Origin of the sequence: Nonomuraea marmarensis (genome assembly GCF_043197025.1) — a bacterium.
In the GTDB taxonomy this organism is placed as follows: Bacteria; Actinomycetota; Actinomycetes; order Streptosporangiales; family Streptosporangiaceae; genus Nonomuraea; species Nonomuraea marmarensis.
This window is the reverse complement of sequence record NZ_JBICRM010000011.1, coordinates 119,002-139,965: the sequence shown is the minus strand read 5'-3', so window position 1 is coordinate 139,965 and position 20,964 is coordinate 119,002. Positions and strand designations below refer to the sequence as shown.

General features: G+C 69.5%; 21 protein-coding genes and 1 pseudogene. 8 read left to right on the top strand and 14 right to left on the bottom strand.

Annotated elements, in window-relative coordinates; translation table 11 throughout:
* Nucleotides 1-13 precede the first annotated feature (13 nt).
* Nucleotides 14-877: an HAD family hydrolase gene (locus tag ACFLIM_RS20240; protein ID WP_393167577.1), complete on the top strand. Its 864-nt coding sequence runs from the start codon at nt 14-16 to the stop codon at nt 875-877.
* An 11-nt stretch (nt 878-888) separates the two neighbouring features.
* Here the strand turns inward: ACFLIM_RS20240 and ACFLIM_RS20235 are convergent, their stop codons facing one another.
* The 9 genes from ACFLIM_RS20235 to ACFLIM_RS20195 all read right to left on the bottom strand — a co-directional run bounded on the left by ACFLIM_RS20235 (nt 889) and on the right by ACFLIM_RS20195 (nt 6,926).
* Entirely contained in the window at nt 889-1,101 is a 213-nt protein-coding gene (locus ACFLIM_RS20235; RefSeq protein ID WP_393167575.1) for a hypothetical protein, read from the bottom strand.
* A gap of 5 nt (nt 1,102-1,106) precedes the next feature.
* A complete protein-coding gene (locus ACFLIM_RS20230) occupies nt 1,107-1,892 on the bottom strand; it encodes an SDR family NAD(P)-dependent oxidoreductase (RefSeq protein WP_393167573.1) in 786 nt (261 codons plus the stop codon).
* Between the two features lie 64 nt (nt 1,893-1,956).
* Nucleotides 1,957-2,853: a lysophospholipid acyltransferase family protein gene (locus ACFLIM_RS20225; RefSeq protein ID WP_393167571.1), complete on the bottom strand. Its 897-nt coding sequence runs from the start codon at nt 2,851-2,853 to the stop codon at nt 1,957-1,959.
* On the bottom strand, nt 2,850-3,845 hold the full coding sequence (locus tag ACFLIM_RS20220) for an NAD-dependent epimerase/dehydratase family protein (RefSeq protein WP_393167569.1): 996 nt from the start codon (nt 3,843-3,845) through the stop codon (nt 2,850-2,852). The genes ACFLIM_RS20225 and ACFLIM_RS20220 overlap by 4 nt, the downstream gene beginning before the upstream one ends.
* A 22-nt stretch (nt 3,846-3,867) precedes the next feature.
* Complete coding sequence (locus ACFLIM_RS20215; protein ID WP_018654693.1) at nt 3,868-3,966, bottom strand: 30S ribosomal protein bS22; 99 nt, start codon at nt 3,964-3,966, stop codon at nt 3,868-3,870.
* A gap of 175 nt (nt 3,967-4,141) precedes the next feature.
* A complete protein-coding gene (locus ACFLIM_RS20210; protein ID WP_026214222.1) occupies nt 4,142-4,345 on the bottom strand; it encodes a helix-turn-helix domain-containing protein in 204 nt (67 codons plus the stop codon).
* 312 nt (nt 4,346-4,657) lie between these two features.
* Nucleotides 4,658-5,440, bottom strand: a complete 783-nt coding sequence (locus tag ACFLIM_RS20205; RefSeq protein WP_393167568.1) for a phosphatase — start codon at nt 5,438-5,440, stop codon at nt 4,658-4,660.
* Nucleotides 5,441-5,455: 15 nt separating this feature from the next.
* Nucleotides 5,456-6,619, bottom strand: a complete 1,164-nt coding sequence (locus ACFLIM_RS20200; RefSeq protein ID WP_393167566.1) for an acetoin utilization protein AcuC — start codon at nt 6,617-6,619, stop codon at nt 5,456-5,458.
* A gap of 139 nt (nt 6,620-6,758) precedes the next feature.
* On the bottom strand, nt 6,759-6,926 hold the full coding sequence (locus tag ACFLIM_RS20195; RefSeq protein ID WP_393167564.1) for a hypothetical protein: 168 nt from the start codon (nt 6,924-6,926) through the stop codon (nt 6,759-6,761).
* A gap of 189 nt (nt 6,927-7,115) precedes the next feature.
* Here ACFLIM_RS20195 and ACFLIM_RS20190 point away from each other — a divergent pair, with 189 nt between their 5' ends.
* On the top strand, nt 7,116-7,283 hold the full coding sequence (locus ACFLIM_RS20190) for a hypothetical protein (protein WP_393167563.1): 168 nt from the start codon (nt 7,116-7,118) through the stop codon (nt 7,281-7,283).
* 1 nt (nt 7,284) lies between these two features.
* Here ACFLIM_RS20190 and ACFLIM_RS20185 read toward each other — a convergent pair whose 3' ends face one another.
* Genes ACFLIM_RS20185 through ACFLIM_RS20165 form a run of 5 tightly spaced genes read right to left on the bottom strand, consistent with a single transcriptional unit; the run spans nt 7,285 to nt 12,239 of the window.
* Nucleotides 7,285-8,469 carry an ABC transporter permease gene (locus ACFLIM_RS20185; protein ID WP_393167561.1) on the bottom strand — a complete coding sequence of 395 codons (1,185 nt, stop codon included), beginning with the start codon at nt 8,467-8,469 and terminating at the stop codon, nt 7,285-7,287.
* A complete protein-coding gene (locus ACFLIM_RS20180; RefSeq protein WP_393167559.1) occupies nt 8,466-9,149 on the bottom strand; it encodes an ABC transporter ATP-binding protein in 684 nt (227 codons plus the stop codon). Before ACFLIM_RS20180 ends, ACFLIM_RS20185 begins: the two co-directional genes overlap by 4 nt.
* Nucleotides 9,146-10,492 carry an efflux RND transporter periplasmic adaptor subunit gene (locus tag ACFLIM_RS20175; RefSeq protein WP_393167557.1) on the bottom strand — a complete coding sequence of 449 codons (1,347 nt, stop codon included), beginning with the start codon at nt 10,490-10,492 and terminating at the stop codon, nt 9,146-9,148. The genes ACFLIM_RS20180 and ACFLIM_RS20175 overlap by 4 nt, the downstream gene beginning before the upstream one ends.
* 54 nt (nt 10,493-10,546) lie before the next feature.
* A complete protein-coding gene (gene proC, locus ACFLIM_RS20170) occupies nt 10,547-11,341 on the bottom strand; it encodes a pyrroline-5-carboxylate reductase (protein ID WP_393167555.1) in 795 nt (264 codons plus the stop codon).
* A 16-nt stretch (nt 11,342-11,357) separates the two neighbouring features.
* Entirely contained in the window at nt 11,358-12,239 is an 882-nt protein-coding gene (locus ACFLIM_RS20165) for a proline dehydrogenase family protein (RefSeq protein ID WP_393167553.1), read from the bottom strand.
* 70 nt (nt 12,240-12,309) lie between these two features.
* Between ACFLIM_RS20165 and ACFLIM_RS20160 the strand changes: the two genes are divergently transcribed.
* The 6 genes and pseudogenes from ACFLIM_RS20160 to ACFLIM_RS20135 form a co-directional block, all read left to right on the top strand.
* A complete protein-coding gene (locus ACFLIM_RS20160; RefSeq protein WP_393167551.1) occupies nt 12,310-12,783 on the top strand; it encodes a hypothetical protein in 474 nt (157 codons plus the stop codon).
* 154 nt (nt 12,784-12,937) lie between these two features.
* Nucleotides 12,938-16,708: a LamG-like jellyroll fold domain-containing protein gene (locus ACFLIM_RS20155; RefSeq protein WP_393167550.1), complete on the top strand. Its 3,771-nt coding sequence runs from the start codon at nt 12,938-12,940 to the stop codon at nt 16,706-16,708.
* 220 nt (nt 16,709-16,928) lie between these two features.
* Nucleotides 16,929-18,803, top strand: coding sequence for a molecular chaperone DnaK (gene dnaK / locus ACFLIM_RS20150; RefSeq protein WP_393167548.1), 1,875 nt, complete (start codon nt 16,929-16,931; stop codon nt 18,801-18,803).
* Entirely contained in the window at nt 18,803-19,414 is a 612-nt protein-coding gene (gene grpE / locus ACFLIM_RS20145; protein ID WP_393167547.1) for a nucleotide exchange factor GrpE, read from the top strand. Before dnaK ends, grpE begins: the two co-directional genes overlap by 1 nt.
* A gap of 21 nt (nt 19,415-19,435) precedes the next feature.
* On the top strand, nt 19,436-20,614 hold the full coding sequence (gene dnaJ, locus ACFLIM_RS20140; RefSeq protein WP_393167546.1) for a molecular chaperone DnaJ: 1,179 nt from the start codon (nt 19,436-19,438) through the stop codon (nt 20,612-20,614).
* Nucleotides 20,615-20,618: 4 nt separating this feature from the next.
* Nucleotides 20,619-20,942 (top strand): annotated as a pseudogene (locus ACFLIM_RS20135) (heat shock protein transcriptional repressor HspR); the annotation flags it as partial.
* Between the last annotated feature and the right edge of the window lie 22 nt (nt 20,943-20,964).

Below are 20,964 nucleotides of genomic sequence, written 5' to 3'. Positions count from 1 at the left end.
CATGTGGCGGCTAATGCGACGACGACAGGAAGCTGAGCCCGAGGCCGCCGGCGAGGCCGCGGCGCAGGCGGCGGTCACCGTCGCCCCGGTCGAGCCGGATCTCCAGGCCGCGGCCTTCTTCGACGTCGACAACACGATGATGCGCGGCGCCTCGATCTACCACTTCGCCAGGGGGCTGGCCACGCGCGGCTTGTTCACGACGTCCGACCTGCTGAAGTTCGCCGTGGGACAGGCCGTGTTCAGGCTGCGCGGCAACGAGAACCCCGAGCACATCGCGGTGGCCAGGGAGACCGCGCTGGCGTTCGTCGCGGGGGCCAAGGTCGACGACGTCGTACGCCTCGGCGAGGAGATCTACGACGAGGTCATGGCCGACCGCATCTGGGGCGGCACCAGGGCGCTCGCGCAGGCCCACCTCGACGCCGGCCAGCGGGTCTGGCTGGTCACCGCCACGCCCGTCGAGCTGGCCAGGGTCATCGCGCAGCGGCTCGGACTGACGGGCGCGCTCGGCACGGTCGCCGAGACCAGCGACGGCATCTACACCGGGCGGCTGGTCGGCGACCTGCTCCACGGGCCCGCCAAGGCCGAGGCCGTGCGAGCCCTGGCGCGCAGGGAGGGGCTCGACCTGACCCGGTGCACCGCCTACAGCGACTCGGCCAACGACCTGCCGATGTTGTCGCTGGTCGGGCAGGCCGTGGCCATCAACCCGGACAGCGAGCTGCGCGAGCACGCCAGGAAGCACGAGTGGCCGATCAAGGACTTCCGCACGGGGCGCAAGGCCACGTTGACGGCCCTGCCCATCGCCGCGGGCGTGGGCGCCGTGGCGGGCGGCGTGGCCGCTGGCATCGCCCTGCGCAGGCACTACCGCGCGCAGCGGTAGCGCCCGCGGCTCTATCCGAGCGACTTGAAGAGCTTGGCCGCCTCCGGCTGCTTCCAGGCGATCCTGTTGGGATCGTCGGGGTGGGGCTTCCATGGGACCGTCACGAATCTCAGGTCGGTCTTCGACAGGCTGGTGGCCAGCCCGTACATCGACTCCAGGCTCAGGTCCGTCTTGACCGACTTGCGCACCTCGCCGAGGAACGCCTTGAGCCCGCCTGGGTTCACGGCACCTACAGCTCCTTGAGGAAGCCCCCGTCGATGGCGAAGTCGGCGCCGGTCGTGCTGCCCGAGCGCGGGGAGACCAGCAGGGCGACGGCGTCGGCGATCTCCTGTGGGTGCACCAGGCGCCCGGTGACCAGCCTCATCATGCCAGGGGCGACCTGAGCGACGACGTCCTCCTTGGAGGCCCCGGCCATGCCCGCGATGACCTCGGCGGCTCCCCCGTCCTTGGTCCACCAGTCGGTGAGCACCGGGCCGGGCGAGATCGTGTTGACGCGGATGCCCTGCGGGCCGTACTCCTCGGAGACGGCCTTGCCGACGTGGTTCAGTGCGGCCTTGGCGGCGCCGTAGTCGACGTTCATGGCGCCGGGCTGCCGGGCCGAGCCGGAGGAGATGTTGACGATCGAGCCGCCGCCCCGCTCCAGCATGACGGGCACGGTGGCGCGGATCATGCGTACCGCCGAGAACAGGTTGAACTCGAACATCGCCTGCCAGTCCGCGTCGCCGGGTGCCATGAACCCGACCCGCGGCAGCGTCACCCCGGGCGGCGGCCCGCCGGCGTTGTTGACCAGGATGTCCACCCCGCCGAACTCCTCCACCGCGCGGGCGACGACCTGAGCCGGCGCCTGCGGGTCCATCAGATCGACAGGGATGTGCGTCACCTTGGCGTCGGCCGGCGTGCGTGAGGCCGCGACCACGTGGACGCCCTCCTCGGCCAGGGTGCGGGCGACGGCCAGGCCGATGCCCTTGGACGCGCCGGTGACGACGGCGACGCGGCCGGAGAGCTGAAGATCCATGGGGATTCCTTCCGGTGTTCAGCGAGCGAATCGCCCTATGAACACCGCCGGCCTCCCACAGGTTTCACAGGAACGGCGGGAAAGCATGCCCCCGACGCAGCCGCAGCTCGTTGAGCAGCTGCTGGATGACCTCGCGCACGTGGTCGGTGAGGTTGAACACCAGCATGGGATCGTCGGCCGCCGACGGCTCGTATTCGTCGGTACGGATGGGCTCGCCGAACTCGATCATCCACTTGGACGGCAGCGGCACCAGGCCCAGGGGCCCGAGCAGCGGGAAGAACGGCGTGATCGGCAGGTAGGGCAGGCCGAGCATCCTGGCCAGGAACTTCAGATCGCCGATCTTGGGATAGATCTCCTCCGCGCCCACGATCGCGGTCGGCACGATCGGCACCCCCGCGCGGATGGCCGAGGCCACGAAGCCGCCACGGCCGAACCGCTGCAGCTTGTAGCGCTCGGAGTACGGCTTGCCGACGCCCTTGAAGCCCTCGGGGAACACCCCGACCAGCTCGCCCTTGCGCAGCAGCCGGTCGGCGTCCTCGCGGCAGGCCAGTGTGTGGCCTGTCTTGCGCGACAGGTGGCTGAGCATCGGGAGCTGGTAGACCAGGTCGGCGCCGAGCAGCCGCAGCGGCCGGCCGGCCTCGTCGTGCAGCGCCAGCTGCATCATCAGCGCGTCGACCGGCAGCGTGCCCGAGTGGTTGGCGACGACGAGTGCGCCGCCCTCCTCGGGGATGTTCTTCAGCTCGACCGTCTCCACCCGGAACCAGTGGGTGTAGAGCGGCCTGATCAGCTCCAGGAGCACCTTGTCGGTCAGCTCGGCGTCGTAGCCGAACTCGTCGACCTCATAGTCGCCGGTGATCCGCCTGCGGATGAAGGCCAGCATCCTGGCCGTCGGATCGGGCTGCTCGAAAGAGGGCGCCGCGCTGATCGGGATCACGCGGGCCTCTTCGTAGGGAACGCTCAACTCCGCACACCTCCGAACGGGTGCAGGCCGCGTGAACGCAGGAAGTCGTCGAAGGCGGCCCCGGTCGTGAACTTGGGCTTCCACCCGAGCGCGGCCTCGAGCCGGCCCGTGTCGACCGCGCGGCCGTGGCTCATCAGCCTGACCTGCTCAGGCGAGTATTCGACCAGCCCGAGCCTGCGTGCGGCGCTGCCCAGCACCTTGAAGGCGGGCGAGAACAGCGGCAGCGACGGCCGTCCCGCCCTCCTGGCGCACTGCGAGAGCAGCAGCACGCCTGACCCGGCCACGTTGAACGTGCCGGAGTGGTCTTCTGTCGCCATCCGGCGCAGCACCTCGACCGCGTCGTCCTCGTGGACGAACTGCAGCCGCGGGTCGAAGCCGAACACGGTCGGCAGCACCGGCTGGGTGAAGTAACGCGTCAGCGGCGAGTCGACGCCGGGACCCATGAAGTTGGCAAAACGCAACAACGACACGGTCACGTCGGGACGCCGCCGTGCGAAACCGCGCACGTAGCCCTCGACCTCGACCGCGTCTTTGGCATAGCCGTGGCTGGGGCCGTCGTGCGGCTCCAGGTCCTCGGTGAACACCGCTGGATCCCGCGGCGACGAGCCGTAGACGGCGGTGGTGGAGCGCACCACCACGCGCCGCACGGTCGCCGACCGCTGGCAGGCACCGAGCAGCTGCATGGTGCCGATGACGTTGTGCTCCTTCATGGCGACCCGGCCCCCGCTCCTCGACGGAGCGCTGACCAGGCTCATGTGCACAACGGTGCGGATGTCCGCGGCCGCGATCACCTGAGCGATGTCGGGGCTGCGCAGATCCACCCGGACGAACTCCGTCCGGCCGAGAGAGATGCCGCCTTCTCGCATCAGCGAGGGCGGCGGCACGGTGTCCACTCCAATGACGCGGCTGATGTCCGGGTCCGCCGCGAGAACCGTCGCCACCCGGGCGCCTATGTGGCGCGAGACCCCGGTGACAAGCACGGTGTGGGTCATCAGCGCCTCGCAGCTGCGTCGGTTACTTCTTGTTACGCCGCTGGATGCGCGTCTTCTTGAGCAGCTTGCGGTGCTTCTTCTTAGCCATCCGCTTGCGGCGCTTTTTGATCACAGAGCCCACGGGACCCCCAGGTGCTTGGTACCAAGTCTGAATCGGAGTGCGAGCGCACACCGGCTCACAGACTACCGGCGATCGACGGTAGATCGCCCCACCGGGGGGTGAGAGCCCGGTCGCGTCGCGGCGACCGGGCCTCTCCCGCGACAGCATTCACGACATGTCCTGCCACGTCGCTACTTCAACCTGCCTCGATGTAGGCCTCCCGCAGATAGTCGTGTACCGCCTGCTCAGGCACCCTGAACGACCGGCCAACTCGGATGGCCGGCAACTCGCCAGAGTGGACGAGCCGGTACACCGTCATCTTGGACACCCTCATGACCGTCGCCACTTCCGCTACGGTCAGGAACTTCACCTCACTGAGAGGTCTTTCGCCTGCACCCATCGGACGCCTCTTCCGCACGTGTTTCCGGGTTATCCCCACTGGTGCCATTGCTCACGCACGTGTACTGCCGTCAGCGTAAGTCGGGACTCCGAGTGCGCAAACCCCCTATTTTCTCAGTTGACGGAGCCACCTGTCAGCCGAACCAGCGAAATCGCTGGCCAGCAGCCGGGCCGAGCACCTCACTTGGACGTTGGAACTGTCCAAGTTGCCACACATAAGAGTCGCCGGAGGCCCATCAAAAGTTGGCAAAGGGACAGCGAGCCTCTTGGAATGCAGGCGCGAAAAGACGGTATGGGGATGACCGAATTCGACTCAAAGGGCTTGTGAGACCTGAGTGACAAGTCGCGCCGTCAACGGAGCGTAATATCTTGGTAGCACATTGTCGTCGAGTGGCACGACTACGTCAATCTTGCCTTCCGCCTCGCCGACGAACAAACCGGGGTCGTTGCTGTCGGCGAACGACACAGTCGGCACGCCGGCCTCTCCAGCCGCTCCCGCCCAGCCGTGGTCGGCGATCACCAGGTCCGGCGCGTCCCCGTCGCACTCGGCGAGCATGTGCCGCATCGGGGCCGCGTCATGGGTATGCACGAACCCGCCCCGGTCGTCGAGCATCGCGATGTCTTCGAGGTAGCGGATCCTTCTCGGCCGACCGAAATTCGACCCCGCGTACGTCCAGCCCTCGGCCGGCGTCATCAGCAGCGCGCCGCGCTCGGCGCAGAGCCTGGCCAGCGGCATGTGGATGGCGAGCAGGCCGGTCGGGTGCCCGGTGGCGAACATGATGCGCGGACTCTGCCGCGCCAGCACGGCGGCGACGCGCTCGGCCATGGCGTCGATCGCGTCGATCGTCAGGTCGGGGTCGATCGTGTCCTGGCCCCAGCGGTGATCGGGATCGGAGACCACACCCGCGGACTTGGCCATCAGCGCCAGGATGTCGCGGTAGGACCACGGCTGGTCGAACGTCAGCCCCAGCATGTAGTACGGGTCGCCGTTGGCTAGGGAGCTGTAGTGGTCGAGATTGTTCTCGCGGGAGGTCGCGACATCGCCGGCAATGCGGCTGTACACGAGGTGCTCGCGGAGTTCGTCGCGGCTCAGCACGGGCTCTCTTTCTCGCTAGGGCATCGGGTCGAGGCCGTGCAGAGGGAACACCGCGTGCCGGGTCGCCATGACCGCACGGTCTATGGGGTCCGCAGGGTCATAACCACCAGATAGGTGACGAAATTCCGGATTTCGGCCATCGGTCATGGTGAGCGGTGGGGTTTCCCCTGTACGTTCCCTGACGAACCGGCGCCAGTCTTGGCCCGTAGGAGTGGCCGGATCGATGGGATGGCCCGCCACCTCGGCGATGAGGTGCGTCCAGGCCCGCGGCACCACCTGGACCAGCTCGTAGCCGCCGCCTCCGGTCACGACCCACCGCCCGCCCGCCGTCTCGTGGGCCAGGCGGTGCAGGGCGGCGTACGCGGCGCGCTGGCCGTCGATGCTGAGCATCAGGTTGGCCAGCGGGTCGAGCGCGTGGCTGTCGCACCCGTGCTGGGTCACCAGGATCTCCGCCCTGAACTCGTGCAGCAGCGGCGGCACGACCGCGTGGAAGGCCCGCAGCCAGCCGGAGTCGCCGGTGCCCGCCGGGAGCGCCACGTTGACGGACGTGCCCTCGGCGCCGGTCTCCTCGGGGAACCCGGTGCCGGGGAACAGCGTGCGCGGGCTCTCGTGCAGGCTGATCGTCAGCACGCGGGGGTCGTCGTAGAACACGGTCTGCACGCCGTCGCCGTGGTGCACGTCCACGTCCACGTACGCGATGCGGCTCACGCCCTGGGCCAGCAACCACGCGATGGCCAGCGCGGGATCGTTGTACACGCAGAAGCCGCTGGCCAGGGCGGGCATGGCGTGGTGCAGCCCGCCGGCGACGTTGAGCGCGTGCTCTGCCGTGCCCTCCCAGACCGAGCGGGCGGCGGCCAGCGAGGCGCCGGCGATCAACGCGGAGGCCTCGTGCACGCCCTTGAACGCGGGATTGTCGGGCGTGCCGAGCCCGGCGTCGAGGTCGGGCAGTCCGGAGGCGGACACGCGCTTGACGGCCTCGATGTAGTGACGCTCGTGGACCATGGCCAGCTCGTCGTCGGTCGCGGGCTCGCAGCCGGCCAGCTCGACCTTGTCGAGCACGCCGAGGTCGCGGGCGAGCGCCATGGTCAGCTCCACGCGCACGGGAGCGAGTGGATGGCTCGGGCCGAAATTGTAGGAGGTGAGAGCGTCGTCCCAGATCACCCGTGCCGACCGGCTCATGCCAACTCCTCCACGCGCACTCTTATCTTGCGCCGACGTTACCGCAGCGCGAACATCTCGTTGTAGCGCGGGTTTCACGGCCGGGAAACCTCCCTCAAGGGAGAAATTTCGTGACCATCGCCTTCTACAGCCTGGGCCGCTACACCACGGGCCGCACGACCGCGATCAGCGCGGCGGTGGGGTTCGCCGTCCACGCGACCGTGATGGAGCTGAGCCTGCCGGGAACGGGCGGCTGGGTGGCGGCGCTCTTCTTCGTCGCCGTACCGGTGGGCGCCGGGCAACTCGTACGGCTCAGGGCCGAGCTCAACGAGCGCGGCCGGCGCCGTGACAGGAGAGCCCGTCGAGTTACCCGCCGTCGTGGACCACGCGGTCTACCGAATCGTGCAGGAGGCGCTGACCAACACGCGCAAGCACGCGGTCAGCGCCAGGGCCAGCGTGCGCCTGGCCTACGAGGCCAAAACCGTGGAGGTCGAGGTGATCGACAGTTGCCCGATGAGTGGGCAAGATCGTGGGCGACTACTTCACCACAAACGCCGGGATGCTGGTGGCGGTGCCCCTGCGCGACAGCTCCCTGGGCCCGGGGAGCGGGTTCGGCGTCTACCTCGTCTGGGTGGCGGTGACCATGGTGGCGGCGGCCGTGCTGATGAAGCGGCGCGACGCCTGAGTCACTCGGCGCGGAGGGCGATCACGGGGTCCAGCCTGCCCGCCCTCCGCGCCGGCGCCACGCCGAAGAACACCCCGACCGCCGCCGACACCCCGAAAGCCAGCGCGATCGACCACCAGGTGATCGACGCGGGCACCTCGGTGAGCGCCGCGATGGTCAGCGCGCCGCCGACCCCGAGCACGATCCCGATGAGCCCGCCGATCGTGGTCAGCAGCACCGCCTCGATGAGGAACTGGGCCAGGATGTCGCGCTGCCGGGCCCCCAGCGCCTTGCGCAGCCCGATCTCGCGGGTGCGCTCGCGCACGCTGACCAGCATGATGTTCGACACGCCCACGCCGCCGACCAGCAGCGAGATGCCCGCGATGGCGGCCAGCACGCCGGTGAGCATGCCGAGCACGCTGCCGATCGTGCCGAGCAGCGCGGTCTGCGTGACCGCCGAGAACTGCTCGCCCGGATACCTCGCCCGCAGCGCGGCCGTCACCTTGTCCGACAGCGGGTCGATCTCGTCGGGCCCCGAGGCGCCGACCGCGAGCCCGTTGATCCGCTCGATCCCGAACAGCCGCTGCGCCGTCGTCACCGGGATGTGGACCTCCTGGTCGCGGGAGAGCCCGAACGTCTGGCCGACCGTGGCGTACACTCCCACCACCCGGAACCGAGCCCCGGACAGCGTCACCTGCCGCCCGATCGGGTCCAGGTCGCCGAACAGCCGGTCGGCCACCTCGGAACCCAGCACCGCCACCCTGCGCCGGGTGTCCACGTCGGTCTCGCTCAGCGGGCGGCCCTTGCCGACGGGCCGCTCGAAGATGTTGACCAGGTTCTGGTCGGTGCCGATCACCGTGACGAACGCCTCGGCCCTGCCCACGCGTACGGTCTCGCCCGACTGCAGCGACACCGTGACCTTCGACGGGTCGCCGACCACGCGCCGCAGGTACGCCACGTCGGCCAGGCCGAGCTTGCTCTGCGTCGGGGCCGCGCCCAGGCTGATGCGGCCGGGGACGACGAGGATGATGTTCGTGCCGAGGCCGGAGATCTGCTTCTCGATCTCGTCCTTCGCGCCCGTGCCGATGGCCACCAGGATCACCACGGCCAGCACGCCGATGATGACGCCGAGCATGGTCAGCACGCTGCGCAGCCGGTTGACGCGCAACGCCTCCAGCGCCATGACCAGCGCTTCTGCGCCTCTCATGCGGTGTCCAGCTCAATCAGCCCATCCCGTACGTGGATCTGGCGCCGTGCGTGGGCCGCGATCTCCTGCTCGTGCGTGACGAGCACCACGGCCACGCCGCCTTCGCCGTTGAGCCGGTCGAGTATGGCCATGACCTCGGCCCCGTTCGCGGTGTCGAGGTTGCCCGTGGGCTCGTCGGCCAGCAGCACCTTGGGCTCGCCGACCAGCGCCCTGGCGATGGCCACCCGCTGCTGCTCGCCGCCCGACATCTGGGACGGCCGGTGTTCCAGGCGGTGCCCGAGTCCCACGGCCTCCAGCGCCGCCCTGGCCCTGGACCGTCGCTCGGCCCGGGCGAGCCCCCGGTAGACCAGCGGCAGCGCCACGTTGTCCAGCGCCGTGGTCCTGGCCAGCAGGTGGAAGGACTGGAAGACGAAGCCGATCGTCTTGTTCCGCAGCTCGGCCAGGTCGGTGTCCGACAAACCAGATATTTCAACACCGTTGACCTTGAGTACCCCGGAACTCGGCCGGTCCAGGCAGCCGAGCAGATGCATGAGCGTGGACTTGCCAGAGCCCGACGGGCCGATGACGGCGGCGAACTCGCCCTGGTCGATCCGCAGCGACACGCCGCGCAACGCCTCCACGGCCACGCCGTCGAGCTGGTACCGCCTGGTGAGGTCGATGGCCTCGATGGCAGGGATCATGGGAGGCGCTGCCCCTGCCGTACGGAGTCCGCGCCCTTGACCACGATCCGGTCGCCCACGGACAGCCCGCTCAGCACCTCGACCACGGCGTCCCCCTGGGCCCCGAGCTTGACCACGCGCCGCTCAGCCGCGCCGTTCCTGAGCGCCCAGACCACGCTCTCGCGCCCGCTGGACACGATCGCCGAGGCGGGCGCGGAGACGGCGGAGGGCGACTCGCGCACGGTCAGCCGCGTCACGGCGCTCATGCCCGGCTTGGGGGTCGGCGCCTCGGAGCCGTCGTCGAAGGCGCCGGGGCCGAGCGTGAGCCGCACCGGGTAGCTGACGCCGCCCGTGGTGCCCTCCATGGGGGTGACGCCGACGCCGGTCACCACGGCCGTGTACGTGGCCCCCGGCACCGCGTCTAGCTCGACCGCCGCCTTGTGGCCCTTCTTGACCAGCAGCACGTCCGTCTCGTCCACGTCGGCGTCCAGGGTGAGCTTCGAGACGTCGGTGACGGTGACGATCGAGTCGCCGGCCGAGACCGGCACGCCCGTCGCGACCGGGGTGCCCGACGAGGACCCCGTCGAGGGCACCGAGGGAAGCTGCTGGCCGCCGCCGGGAAGCTGGCTGAGCAGCCCCTCCACCCCGCTGGGGCCGCCGCCGCCGGAGGCGCGGCCCAGCGTGACGACGCCGCCGAACGGGGCCTTGATCGTCAGCGACTTCACCGTGCTCTCGGCGGCTTTGACCGCGGCCTTGGCCTGCGACTTCGAGACGGCCTGCAGCGAGGCCATGGAGCTGGACAACCCGCTGGTCACGCCGGACAGGATGCCGCTGATCGAGCGGTTGAGCTGGGCGGTGATCGAGGCCAGCGCCTTGGTCTGCGCCCGGTGCTGGGTCTGGGCCAGGTCGATGGCGTTCAGCAGCTGCTTGCGCGCCCCGGCGTCCTCGACCTTCTTGGCCTCCTTGCGAGCCTGCGCGAAGTTCGCGGCGGCCTTGCGGTCGAACGCCGTGGTGTCGAACGACGGCAGCCGCACATTGGGCGTGAAGCTCGCGGGCGCGGCCATCTTGGAGGCCTGACGGGCCTGTTTGAGCTGGTCCTCGGCCTGGGGAGAGCTGATCTTGGCGAGCAGGTCGCCCTTGCGCACGCGGTCGCCGTCGCGGACGTACAGCTTGGCGATCGTGCCCTGGGCGGGCGAGCGCAGCGTGGCCGAGGCGCGCGCGCCGATCGTGGCGGGGGCCTCGACGACCTCGCTGACCGGGGCCCGCCTGACCTCGCCGACCTGGACGTTCGCCGGCTCTTCCGACGTGCAGCCGGTCAGTGCTAACAGGACGAGCAGCGGGGCAAACCCGCGACGTAACGTCACCCGACCCATCGTAGGAGCAAGACCACCCGGCCTCTCAAGCAGCCGCCTCGGGGCTCAGCCGGAGGCGAGCTCGCGCCCCCGGTCGCGGGCGGCCTCGATGGCGGCCAGGAACGCGGCCCGTACGCTGTGCCGCTCCAGCTCCGCGATCGCCGCGATCGTGGTGCCCCCGGGCGAGGTCACGGCCTCGCGCAGGATCACCGGGTGCTCGCCCGAGTCGCGCAACATCACGGCGGCCCCGACGATGGACTGGGTGACCATGTCGAGCGCGGCGGCGCGCGGCATGCCGAGCAGGATGCCCGCGTCGACCATGGCCTCGACCAGGTAGAAGAAGTAGGCGGGACCGCTCCCGGACAACGCCGTGGCGGCGTCCTGCTGGGACTCGGGGATGCGCAGCACCTTGCCGACCGGGCTGAGCAGGCCCTCGGCGAGCTTGAGGTGCTCCTCGCCCGCGTGCGCGCCCGCCGAGATCACGCTCATCGCCTCGTCGAACCTGATCGGCGTGTTGGACATCACCCTGACCACGGGCACCTCGACCCCGAGCCGCTGCTCCACGAACGCCGTCGTGATGCCGGCCGCGGCGGTGATCACCAGGTGGTCGGCAGGCACGTAGGGGGAGATCTCGGCCAGCAGCGTGGCCATGTCCTGCGGCTTGACGGCCAGGATCAGCGTGTCGGCCGACTTGGCCGCCTCGGAGTTGGCGACGGTGCGCACGCCGTAGGTCTCGCGCAGCGCCTGCGCCCGCTCGGCCCTGCGGGTGGTCGCCATGATGTCGCCCGGCTTGAACCCGGCGCGCAGCAGTCCGGACAGCAGGGCCTCGCCCATCTTGCCCGTGCCCAGAATCGCAATCATCTCAGCAGCCTATCGGCTAGCCCCTCGACACCAGGGACCTGAGGAAGAAGGCCAGGTTGCGGGGGCGCTCGGCCAGGCGGCGCATGAGGTAGGCGTACCAGTCGGAGCCGTAGGGGACGTAGACGCGCATCCTGGAGCCCAGACCGGCCAGGCGGGCCTGCTCGGCGGGGCGCACGCCGTACAGCATCTGGTATTCGAAGTTCGTCACGTCGCGGCCGTCGAGCACGGCCAGCGTGGAGGCGATGCGCACCAGCCTGGGGTCGTGCGTGGCGACCATGGGGTAGCCGGTGCCCTCCATGAGGACTCTCAGGCACCGTACGAACGAGCGGTCGATGTCGGTGCGCGAGGTGTAGGCGCCGGGAGCGGTGTAGGCCCCCTTGCACAGGCGGACGCGGGCCCCGTCGAGCTTCTCGCAGCGCTCCAGCGAGTCCGGCAGGTAGGCCTGCACCACCACGCCCACGTCGGGATGCTCCCGGCGCAGGGCGGCGTGCACGGAGTGCAGCCCGGCGATCGTGTCGTGCTCCTCGGCGTCGAGCGTCACCGTGACGTCCCTGCGTTCGGCGGCCCGGCAGATGGCGGCGGCGTGGTCGAGGGCGAGCTGCTCCGACAACCGCAACCCGAGCGCCGTGAGCTTGACCGACACGTCGGCGCCCGCGGGCAGCAGGTCGAGCAGCGAGAGGTATTCGACGACGGCCCGCTCGGCCTGCGCCCGGTCCGTCACCTCCTCGCCGAGATGGTCGACGGTGACGAGCAGGCCCCTGCGGGTCAGCTCGTCGATCGCGGCGCCGATGTCGTCGGCGACGTAGCGCCTGACCACGTCTCTGGTCAGCGGCGAGGTGGAGATGACGCGCTCGGCGCGTTCGCTCCTGGAGATGAGGAGCAGGGCCTGACGGAGCACGTGAACCACACTAACCCCGCACATCGCTGAACCGGCGACCTGCGCCATCCGTCCAAGAGGTATGCGGACAATGACAGCGACTCCTTTCGCCGGGACTCCTTTCGCCGGGGCTCTCCTGGCCGGATGCCTGGTGCTGGCAACGAGTTGCGGCGCTGCCCAGCCCGCCGAGCGAGCCGCCACCACGACCCCGGCCAAGCCGCCGGCCGTGGCGAACCCCGTCACCACCACTCCCACGAAGGGCCCCGAGCCGGTCAAGCCGACGGGCAACGCGATCAACGTCCACAAGGTCCGCTGGACCAAGGCCAAGCCGGTGTCCAAGGGCAGGAAGATCCAGCTCACCTGGTGGTCGGGCGTCGCCCCCTGCACGGTCCTGGACCGGGTCAAGGTGAAGGAAACCTCCAAGAAGGTCACGATCACCCTGTACGAGGGCACCTCGCCCAAGGCCAGGAACGTCTCGTGCATCATGATCGCGATCGAGAAGACCACGACGGTCAAGCTCAAGAAGGCTCTCGGCAAGCGAAAGATTGTGGACGGTTCCAAATAGCGTGTCCAAGAACGGACACCCCTGGTGACAAATGATCGATTTGTTGCGATACATCGATCAGGCACCGGAGGCGTGGGGGCGTCGAAGGTGACGCTGCTCATCACTGGGGGGTCCTGTGAGACAGCTTGGCCATGCCCTGTCCTCGTTCTTACTCATGTCCGTCAGCCTGATCGCCTTGGCGAGCCCGGCCGCCCAGGCGCTGCCGGCGGCGTTCCAGAAGCAGACCGTGTTCAGCGGGCTGAACCATCCCTCGAACATCGAGTTCGCCTCTGACGGGCGCGTGTTCGTGGCGGAGAAGAACGGCCTGATCAAGGTCTTCGACTCGCTCACCGACACGACGCCGACGACGTACGCGGACTTACGCACGCAGGTGCACAACTTCTGGGACCGCGGCCTGCTGGGCATGGCCCTGCATCCGAACTTCCCCGCCGACCCGCGCATCTTCGTCCTGTACGCGTACGACGCCGTCCCGGGCGGCACGGCCCCGCGCTGGGGCACGGCGGGCGCCACCGACGACCCCTGCCCCACCCCGCCGGGCGCGACCGGCGACGGCTGCCTCATCACCGGCCGCCTGTCCGTCATCTCGCCGACCGGTGCGGAGACCCCGCTGATCACCGACTGGTGCCAGCAGCACCCCAGCCACTCCACCGGCGATCTCCAGTTCGGCCCCGACGGCATGCTGTACGCCACCGGCGGCGACGGCGCCAGCTTCAACTTCGCCGACTACGGCCAGGACAACCTGACCGCCTCGGACACCACCCCCGACAACCCGTGCGGCGACCCGCCCTCGCCGGTCGGCACCGCGCTCGCGCCGCCCAGCGCGGAAGGCGGCGCGCTGCGCTCGCAGGATGTGCGCACCAGCGGCGACCCGGCCGGTCTCGACGGCACCCTGATCCGGATAAATCCGGACACGGGGGCGGCCGCCGCCGGCAACCCGAACGCCGGCAGCTCCGACCCCAACGTCGCCAGGGTCGTCGCCCACGGCCTGCGCAACCCGTTCCGCATCACCAACAGGCCGGGCACGCCCGAGATCTGGCTCGGCGAGGTCGGCTGGAACACGTTCGAGGAGATCAACCGCGTCGCCACCCCGACCTCAGGCGTCTCGAACTTCGGCTGGCCCTGCTACGAGGGCGACGGCAGGCAGGGCGGCTACGACAACCTCAACCTGACCCTGTGCGAGAACTTCTACGCGGCCGGGGCCGCCGCGCACGCGCAGCCGTACTTCTCGTGGAACCACAACGCCCGCCCAGCCCCGAACGACCCCTGCCCGTCGGGCGGCTCGTCGGCCAGCGGCGTGGCGTTCTACGAGGGCGGCGCGTACCCGGCCGGGTACGACGACGCGCTGTTCTTCTCCGACTACAGCCGCCAGTGCGTGTGGGTGATGACCAAGGGCGCGAACGGCCTGCCCGACCCGGCGACCATCCAGACCTTCGACTCCGGCATGCCCACGGTCGAGCTGGAGATCGGCCCCGGCGGCGACCTGTTCGCGGTGGACTACGACCACGGCACGATCGTCCGCTATATCTACGACAACACCCCGCCGACGGCGGTCATCAGCGCGAACACGACCTCGGGCACCGCCCCGCTGGCGGTCGGCCTCTCCGGCGCGGGCTCCACGGACGCCGACGGCGACCCCCTCACGTACGCGTGGGATCTGGACGGCGACGGCGAGCTCGACGACTCCACCTCGGCCACCCCGTCGTTCACCTACGCCCAGCCGGGCTCCTACGTCGTACGGCTGCGCGTAAGCGACGGCAGGGGCGGCCAGGGCGACGCCTCGGTCACGGTCAACGTGAACAACACCCCGCCCACGGCCACGCTCAACTCCCCCACCGCCACGACCACCTGGGCGGTGGGCCAGACGATCACGTTCGCGGGTACGGGCGCCGACGCCCAGGACGGCACCATCCCCGGCACGCGCATGAAGTGGACCCTCGTCCTGCACCACTGCCCGAGCACGTGCCACGAGCACGAGATCACCACGTTCACGGGCGCGAGCGGCTCCTTCCAGGCCCCTGACCACGACTACCCGTCGCATCTGGAGCTGCGCCTGACGGTGACGGACGCCCAGGGCCTGACGGACACCAAGAGCGTGCTGCTGCAGCCGCGCACGGTGAACCTGACGTTCCAGTCGTCGCCCGCGGGCATGCAACTGGGCTTCAACAGCGAGCAGACGACGACGCCGTTCACCCGTACGGTGATCGTCGGCTCGGGCAACTCGATCTCCGCGCCGTCGCCGCAGACGTCTTCGGGCGCGAGCTACTCGTTCGGCTCCTGGTCGGACGGGGGCGCCGCCGGCCACAACGTCATGGCGCCCGCGACGGCGACGGCGTACACGGCGACGTACGCGCCGACGCCGGTGAACACGGGCCTGGTGGCCGCCTACGGCATGAACGAGGGCACCGGCGCCACGGTCGGGGACGCCTCGGGCAAGTCGAACACCGGCACCACGTCGAACACCACGTGGTCGAACTCCGGCAAATACGGCAAGGCGCTGTCCTTCAACGGCTCGAACGCCTACGTCAACATCCCCGACTCCACCACCCTCCGCCTCACCACCGGCATGACCCTCGAAGCCTGGCTCAACCCGGCAACAGCCACCGGCTACCGCACCGCCCTGATCAAACAACACTCCAGCGGCGTCGCCTACGCCCTGTGGGCCAACGCCGACAACAACCGCCCCTACACCGAAATCGTCACCACCACCGACCAAGGCCTCCCCGGCACGGCCGGCCTCCCACTCAACACCTGGACCCACCTCACCGCCACCTACGACGGCACCACCCTGCGCCTCTACACCAACGGCACCCAAACAGCCCAGAAAACCGTCACCGGCACCATCCGCAGCGACACCCAAGCCCTCCGCATCGGCGGCAGCAGCCTCTGGGGCGAATACTTCAACGGCCTCATCGACGACGTCCGCGTCTACAACCGCGCACTCACCGCCACGGAGATCCAGAACGACCTGAACACTCCCATCGGCCCCGTCGGCCCGCCCGACACGCAGCCGCCGACGGCGCCGGGCTCGCTCACCGCGACCGGCGGCCAGGGCAGCGCCCAGCTCGCCTGGGCCGCCTCGACCGACAACGTGGGCGTGGTCGGCTACAACGTCCACCGCTCGGCCACGGCGGGGTTCACCCCGTCGGGCGGCAACCAGGTCGGCTCGGCGACGAGCACCTCGTTCACGGACTCGGGCGTGCCGGCGGGCACGTACTACTACAAGGTGATCGCCTTCGACGCGGTCAACCTGCCGAGCCCCGCCTCGAACGAGGCCACCGCCAACGTCACCGCACCCCCGGCGAACACGGGCCTCGTCGCGGCGTACGGCATGAACGAGGGCACCGGCACCACCGTCACCGACTCCTCGGGCAAGTCGAACACCGGCACCCTGACCAACGCCGCCTGGAGCAACTCCGGCAAGTACGGCAAGGCGCTGTCCTTCAACGGCTCGAACGCCTACGTCAACATCCCCGACTCCACCACCCTCCGCCTCACCACCGGCATGACCCTGGAAGCCTGGCTCAACCCGGCAACAGCCACCGGCTACCGCACCGCCCTGATCAAACAACACTCCAGCGGCGTCGCCTACGCCCTGTGGGCCAACGCCGACAACAACCGCCCCTACACCGAAATCGTCACCACCACCGACCAAGGCCTCCCCGGCACGGCCGGCCTCCCACTCAACACCTGGACCCACCTCACCGCCACCTACGACGGCACCACCCTGCGCCTCTACACCAACGGCACCCAAACAGCCCAGAAAACCGTCACCGGCACCATCCGCAGCGACACCCAAGCCCTCCGCATCGGCGGCAGCAGCCTCTGGGGCGAATACTTCAACGGCCTCATCGACGACGTCCGCGTCTACAACCGCGCACTCACCGCCACGGAGATCCAGAACGACATGAACGCACCTGTCAACTGAGCCATCCCCCCACGCAGACCCCCGGCGCGCGCCCACCGTTCCGGGGGTCTGCCCTTGCGGCAGGAACCTTCCTGGATCGCATCCCCGTTACCCCTGTTGTGTGGGGAATGCTTTTGCCCTCATCAGGGTTGAGTCGAGTAGGCTCAAGTCGTTTGACAAAGACGACACGCATCCGTAGCTTGAGTCCAACCGACTCAACTTTGACTACAAGGACGTACTCATGGCACGTGCGGTAGGTATCGACCTTGGGACGACCAACTCCGTCGTCTCGATCCTCGAGGGCGGTGAGCCCACCGTCATCGCCAACGCGCAGGGCTCGCGGACCACGCCGTCCGTGGTCGCCTTCGCGAAGAACGGCGAAGTCCTGGTCGGTGAGGTCGCCAAGCGGCAGGCCGTCACCAATGTGGACCGGACGATCCGCTCCGTCAAGCGGGAGATGGGCACCAACTGGTCCAAGGAGATCGACGGCAAGAAGTTCTCGCCGCAGCAGATCAGCGCGTTCGTACTGCAGAAGCTGAAGCAGGACGCGGAGGCGTACCTGGGCGAGAAGATCACCGACGCGGTGGTCACGGTCCCGGCCTACTTCAACGACGCCCAGCGCCAGGCCACCAAGGAGGCCGGCACGGTCGCGGGCCTCAACGTGCTCCGCATCATCAACGAGCCGACCGCGGCGGCCCTCGCCTACGGGCTCGACAAGGAGCAGGACCAGACCATCCTGGTCTTCGACCTCGGTGGCGGCACCTTCGACGTGTCGCTGCTCGACGTCGGCCAGGAGGACGGCCACGGCTTCGTCGAGGTCAAGGCCACCTCCGGCGACAACCACCTGGGCGGTGACGACTGGGACCAGCGCGTCGTGGACGAGCTCGTCAAGCGCTTCCAGAACGCGCACGGCGTCGACCTGGCCAAGGACAAGATGGCCCTCCAGCGCCTGCGTGAGGCCGCGGAGAAGGCCAAGATCGAGCTGTCCAGCCAGTCCGAGACCAACATCAACCTGCCCTACATCACGGCGTCGTCCGAAGGCCCGCTGCACCTCGACGAGAAGCTCACCCGCAGCGAGTTCCAGCGGCTGACGGCCGACCTGCTCGAGCGCACCAAGGGCCCGTTCCACCAGGTCATCAAGGACGCCGGGATCAAGGTCGCGGACATCGCGCACGTGGTGCTCGTCGGCGGCTCGACCCGCATGCCCGCCGTCTCCGAGCTCGTCAAGGAACTGACCGGCGGCAAGGAGCCCAACAAGGGCGTCAACCCCGACGAGGTCGTGGCCATCGGCGCCGCGCTGCAGGCCGGCGTGCTCAAGGGCGAGGTCAAGGACGTCCTGCTGCTCGACGTGACCCCCCTGTCGCTCGGCATCGAGACCAAGGGCGGCATCTTCACCAAGATCATCGAGCGCAACACGACGATCCCGACCAAGCGCTCCGAGGTCTTCACCACGGCCGAGGACAACCAGCCGTCGGTGCAGATCCAGGTCTACCAGGGCGAGCGCGAGATCGCCTCGTACAACAAGAAGCTGGCGACCTTCGAGCTGACCGGCATCGCGCCGGCGCCGCGCGGCATCCCGCAGATCGAGGTCACCTTCGACATCGACGCCAACGGCATCGTCAACGTCTCCGCCAAGGACCTGGGAACGGGCAAGGAGCAGACGATGACGATCACCGGCGGCTCGGCGCTGCCGAAGGACGACATCGAGCGGATGATGCGCGAGGCCGAGTCGTACGCCGAGGAGGACAAGAAGCGCCGCGAGGAGGCCGAGGTCCGCAACAACGCCGACGGGCTGGCCTACCAGACGGAGAAGTTCCTCCGCGAGAACGACGACAAGGTCCCTGGCGACATCAAGACCGAGGTCAACGACGCCCTGGCCGAGCTGAAGAAGGCTCTGGAGGGCACCGACACCGACCTCATCCGCACCTCCGCGGAGAAGCTCGCCACCGTCAGCCAGAAGATGGGCTCGGCGATCTACGCTCAGAGCCAGGGCCAGCAGCAGCCCGGCGAGGGTGCCCCGCAGGACGCCACGGCCGGTCAGGGCCAGCAGAAGGCCGATGACGACGTGGTCGATGCCGAGATCGTCGACGAAGACCAGCCGAAGAAGGACCAGTGATGCCGGCGCGTGAAAACAGGCACGAGGAGCCAGTGATCCGCGACAAGCGCAAGATCGATCCGGAGACCGGGCAGGTGCGCGACACCTCGGCAACGCAACAGGTGGCGCCCGCCGAGGCGCCGCCGGAGCCGCCGGACGGCGAGCTGGCGGCCCAGCTCGCCGAGCGGACCTCCGACCTGCAGCGCCTCCAGGCGGAATACACCAACTACCGCAGGAGGGTCGAGCGCGACCGGGTCGCGGTTCGCGAGCAGGCCGTCGCGGGAGCCTTGGCCGAGTTGCTGCCCGTGCTCGACGACATCGGCCGGGCCCGTGACCACGGCGAGCTGACCGGCGGCTTCGCGAAGGTGGCGGAGTCCCTCGAAGCGGCGGTCACGAAGCTGGGCCTCAGCTCCTTCGGCCAGAAGGGCGACCCGTTCGACCCGATGGTCCACGAGGCGCTGATGCACAGCTATTCGCCGGAGGTGACCGAGCCGACCGCGATCGAGGTGCTGCAGCCTGGATACCGGATGGGTGACAGGGTGTTGCGCCCGGCGCGGGTGGCCGTCGCCGAGCCCACGGAGGCGGTCCCCGCGGACGCCGCTCCCGCGTCCAATGACGACGACGAAAACTGACACGAGGACGAAGGGCCGCAGATGAGCACCAAGGACTACCTGGAGAAGGACTACTACGCCGTCCTTGGTGTGCCCAAGACCGCCACCGCCGACGAGATCAAGAAGGCCTACCGGAAGCTGGCCAGGCAATACCACCCCGACACCAACCAGGGTGACGCGGCCAAGGAGACCAAGTTCAAGGAGGTCTCCGAGGCTTACGACGTCCTGTCCGACAGCAAGCGCCGCAAGGAGTACGACGAGGCGCGCACGCTGTTCGGGTCCGGGGTGGGGGCCCAGCGCCCCGGCGGCGGCGGTTTCCCGTTCGACTTCGGCGACCTGTTCGGCGGCACCGGCCAGCCGGGCCAGCACGGGGGTGCGGGTGAGCGGCTCGGCGACCTGTTCGGCGGGCTGTTCAACCGGGGCGGCGCATCCAGCCGCACCACCACCACGACCAGGCCGCGGCGTGGCCAGGACATCGAGTCCGAGGTGACGCTGACGTTCACCGAAGCGGTCGAGGGCACCACGGTGTCGCTCAGGCTGACCAGCTCGGCCGCCTGCACCGCGTGCAGCGGCACCGGCGCCAAGGCGGGCACGACCCCCCGGGTCTGCCCGACCTGCGAGGGCACCGGCGCGGCCAGCCGCAACCTGGGCAACTTCGCCTTCTCCGAGCCCTGCCGCGACTGCAAGGGGCGCGGGCTGATCGTGGACGACCCCTGCCCCGTGTGCGAGGGCAGCGGCCGGGCCAGGAGCACCCGCACCATCCAGGCCCGCATCCCCGCGGGGGTGGCCGACGGCCAGCGGGTCAAGCTCAAGGCCAAGGGCGCGCCGGGCGAGAACGGCGGGCCCGCCGGCGACCTCTACATCCAGACGCACGTCAAGCCGCACGCCGTGTTCGGCAGGTCGGCTGAAAACCTGACGATCACCGTGCCGGTGACGTTCACTGAGGCCGCGCTGGGCGCCGAGATCAAGGTGCCGATCCTCAAGGGCATGCCGGTCACGCTGCGCATTCCGCCGGGCACGCCCAACGGCCGCACGTTCCGCGTGCGCGGCAGGGGCGTCGCCCGCAAGGACGGCACCAAGGGTGACCTGCTCGCCAGCGTCGAGGTCGTCGTCCCGAAGACGCTCGACGACAAGTCACGTGAGCTCCTCTCGGAGTTCAACACCGCGACCGCGGGCGACGACCCCCGCGCCGAGCTCATTCAGCGAGCCAGAAGCGAGTAAGCCGATGGACGCCAACTACTTCGACCTGTCAGACGACACGCCCGTCTACGTGATCTCGGTGGCGGCGCAACTGTCGGGGCTCCACCCGCAGACGCTGCGGCAGTACGACCGGCTCGGCCTGGTCAGCCCCGGGCGCACGGCCGGGCGCGGCCGCCTCTACTCGACACGCGACATCATCCAGCTCCGCGAGGTGCAGCGGCTCTCCCAGGAGGAGGGCATCAACCTCGCGGGCATCAAGCGGATTCTCGAGCTCGAGAACGAAGCTCTGCGGCTGCGTGAGGAGGTTCACCGCCTGCGCGCCGAGATGCGGATGGTCCGAGCGCTGATCCGCTACGAGCTGCCACCGGGGG

Bases quoted from the DNA above. Each gene is read 5' to 3' on its own strand.
- ACFLIM_RS20240 (WP_393167577.1), top strand. From the start codon at position 14: ATGCGACGACGACAGGAAGCTGAGCCCGAGGCCGCCGGCGAGGCCGCG.
- ACFLIM_RS20230 (WP_393167573.1), bottom strand. From the start codon at position 1,892: ATGGATCTTCAGCTCTCCGGCCGCGTCGCCGTCGTCACCGGCGCGTCC.
- ACFLIM_RS20220 (WP_393167569.1), bottom strand. From the start codon at position 3,845: ATGACCCACACCGTGCTTGTCACCGGGGTCTCGCGCCACATAGGCGCC.
- ACFLIM_RS20210 (WP_026214222.1), bottom strand. From the start codon at position 4,345: ATGGGTGCAGGCGAAAGACCTCTCAGTGAGGTGAAGTTCCTGACCGTA.
- ACFLIM_RS20200 (WP_393167566.1), bottom strand. From the start codon at position 6,619: ATGAGCCGGTCGGCACGGGTGATCTGGGACGACGCTCTCACCTCCTAC.
- ACFLIM_RS20185 (WP_393167561.1), bottom strand. From the start codon at position 8,469: ATGAGAGGCGCAGAAGCGCTGGTCATGGCGCTGGAGGCGTTGCGCGTC.
- ACFLIM_RS20180 (WP_393167559.1), bottom strand. From the start codon at position 9,149: ATGATCCCTGCCATCGAGGCCATCGACCTCACCAGGCGGTACCAGCTC.
- proC (WP_393167555.1), bottom strand. From the start codon at position 11,341: ATGATTGCGATTCTGGGCACGGGCAAGATGGGCGAGGCCCTGCTGTCC.
- ACFLIM_RS20160 (WP_393167551.1), top strand. From the start codon at position 12,310: ATGACAGCGACTCCTTTCGCCGGGACTCCTTTCGCCGGGGCTCTCCTG.
- ACFLIM_RS20155 (WP_393167550.1), top strand. From the start codon at position 12,938: ATGTCCGTCAGCCTGATCGCCTTGGCGAGCCCGGCCGCCCAGGCGCTG.
- dnaK (WP_393167548.1), top strand. From the start codon at position 16,929: ATGGCACGTGCGGTAGGTATCGACCTTGGGACGACCAACTCCGTCGTC.
- grpE (WP_393167547.1), top strand. From the start codon at position 18,803: ATGCCGGCGCGTGAAAACAGGCACGAGGAGCCAGTGATCCGCGACAAG.
- dnaJ (WP_393167546.1), top strand. From the start codon at position 19,436: ATGAGCACCAAGGACTACCTGGAGAAGGACTACTACGCCGTCCTTGGT.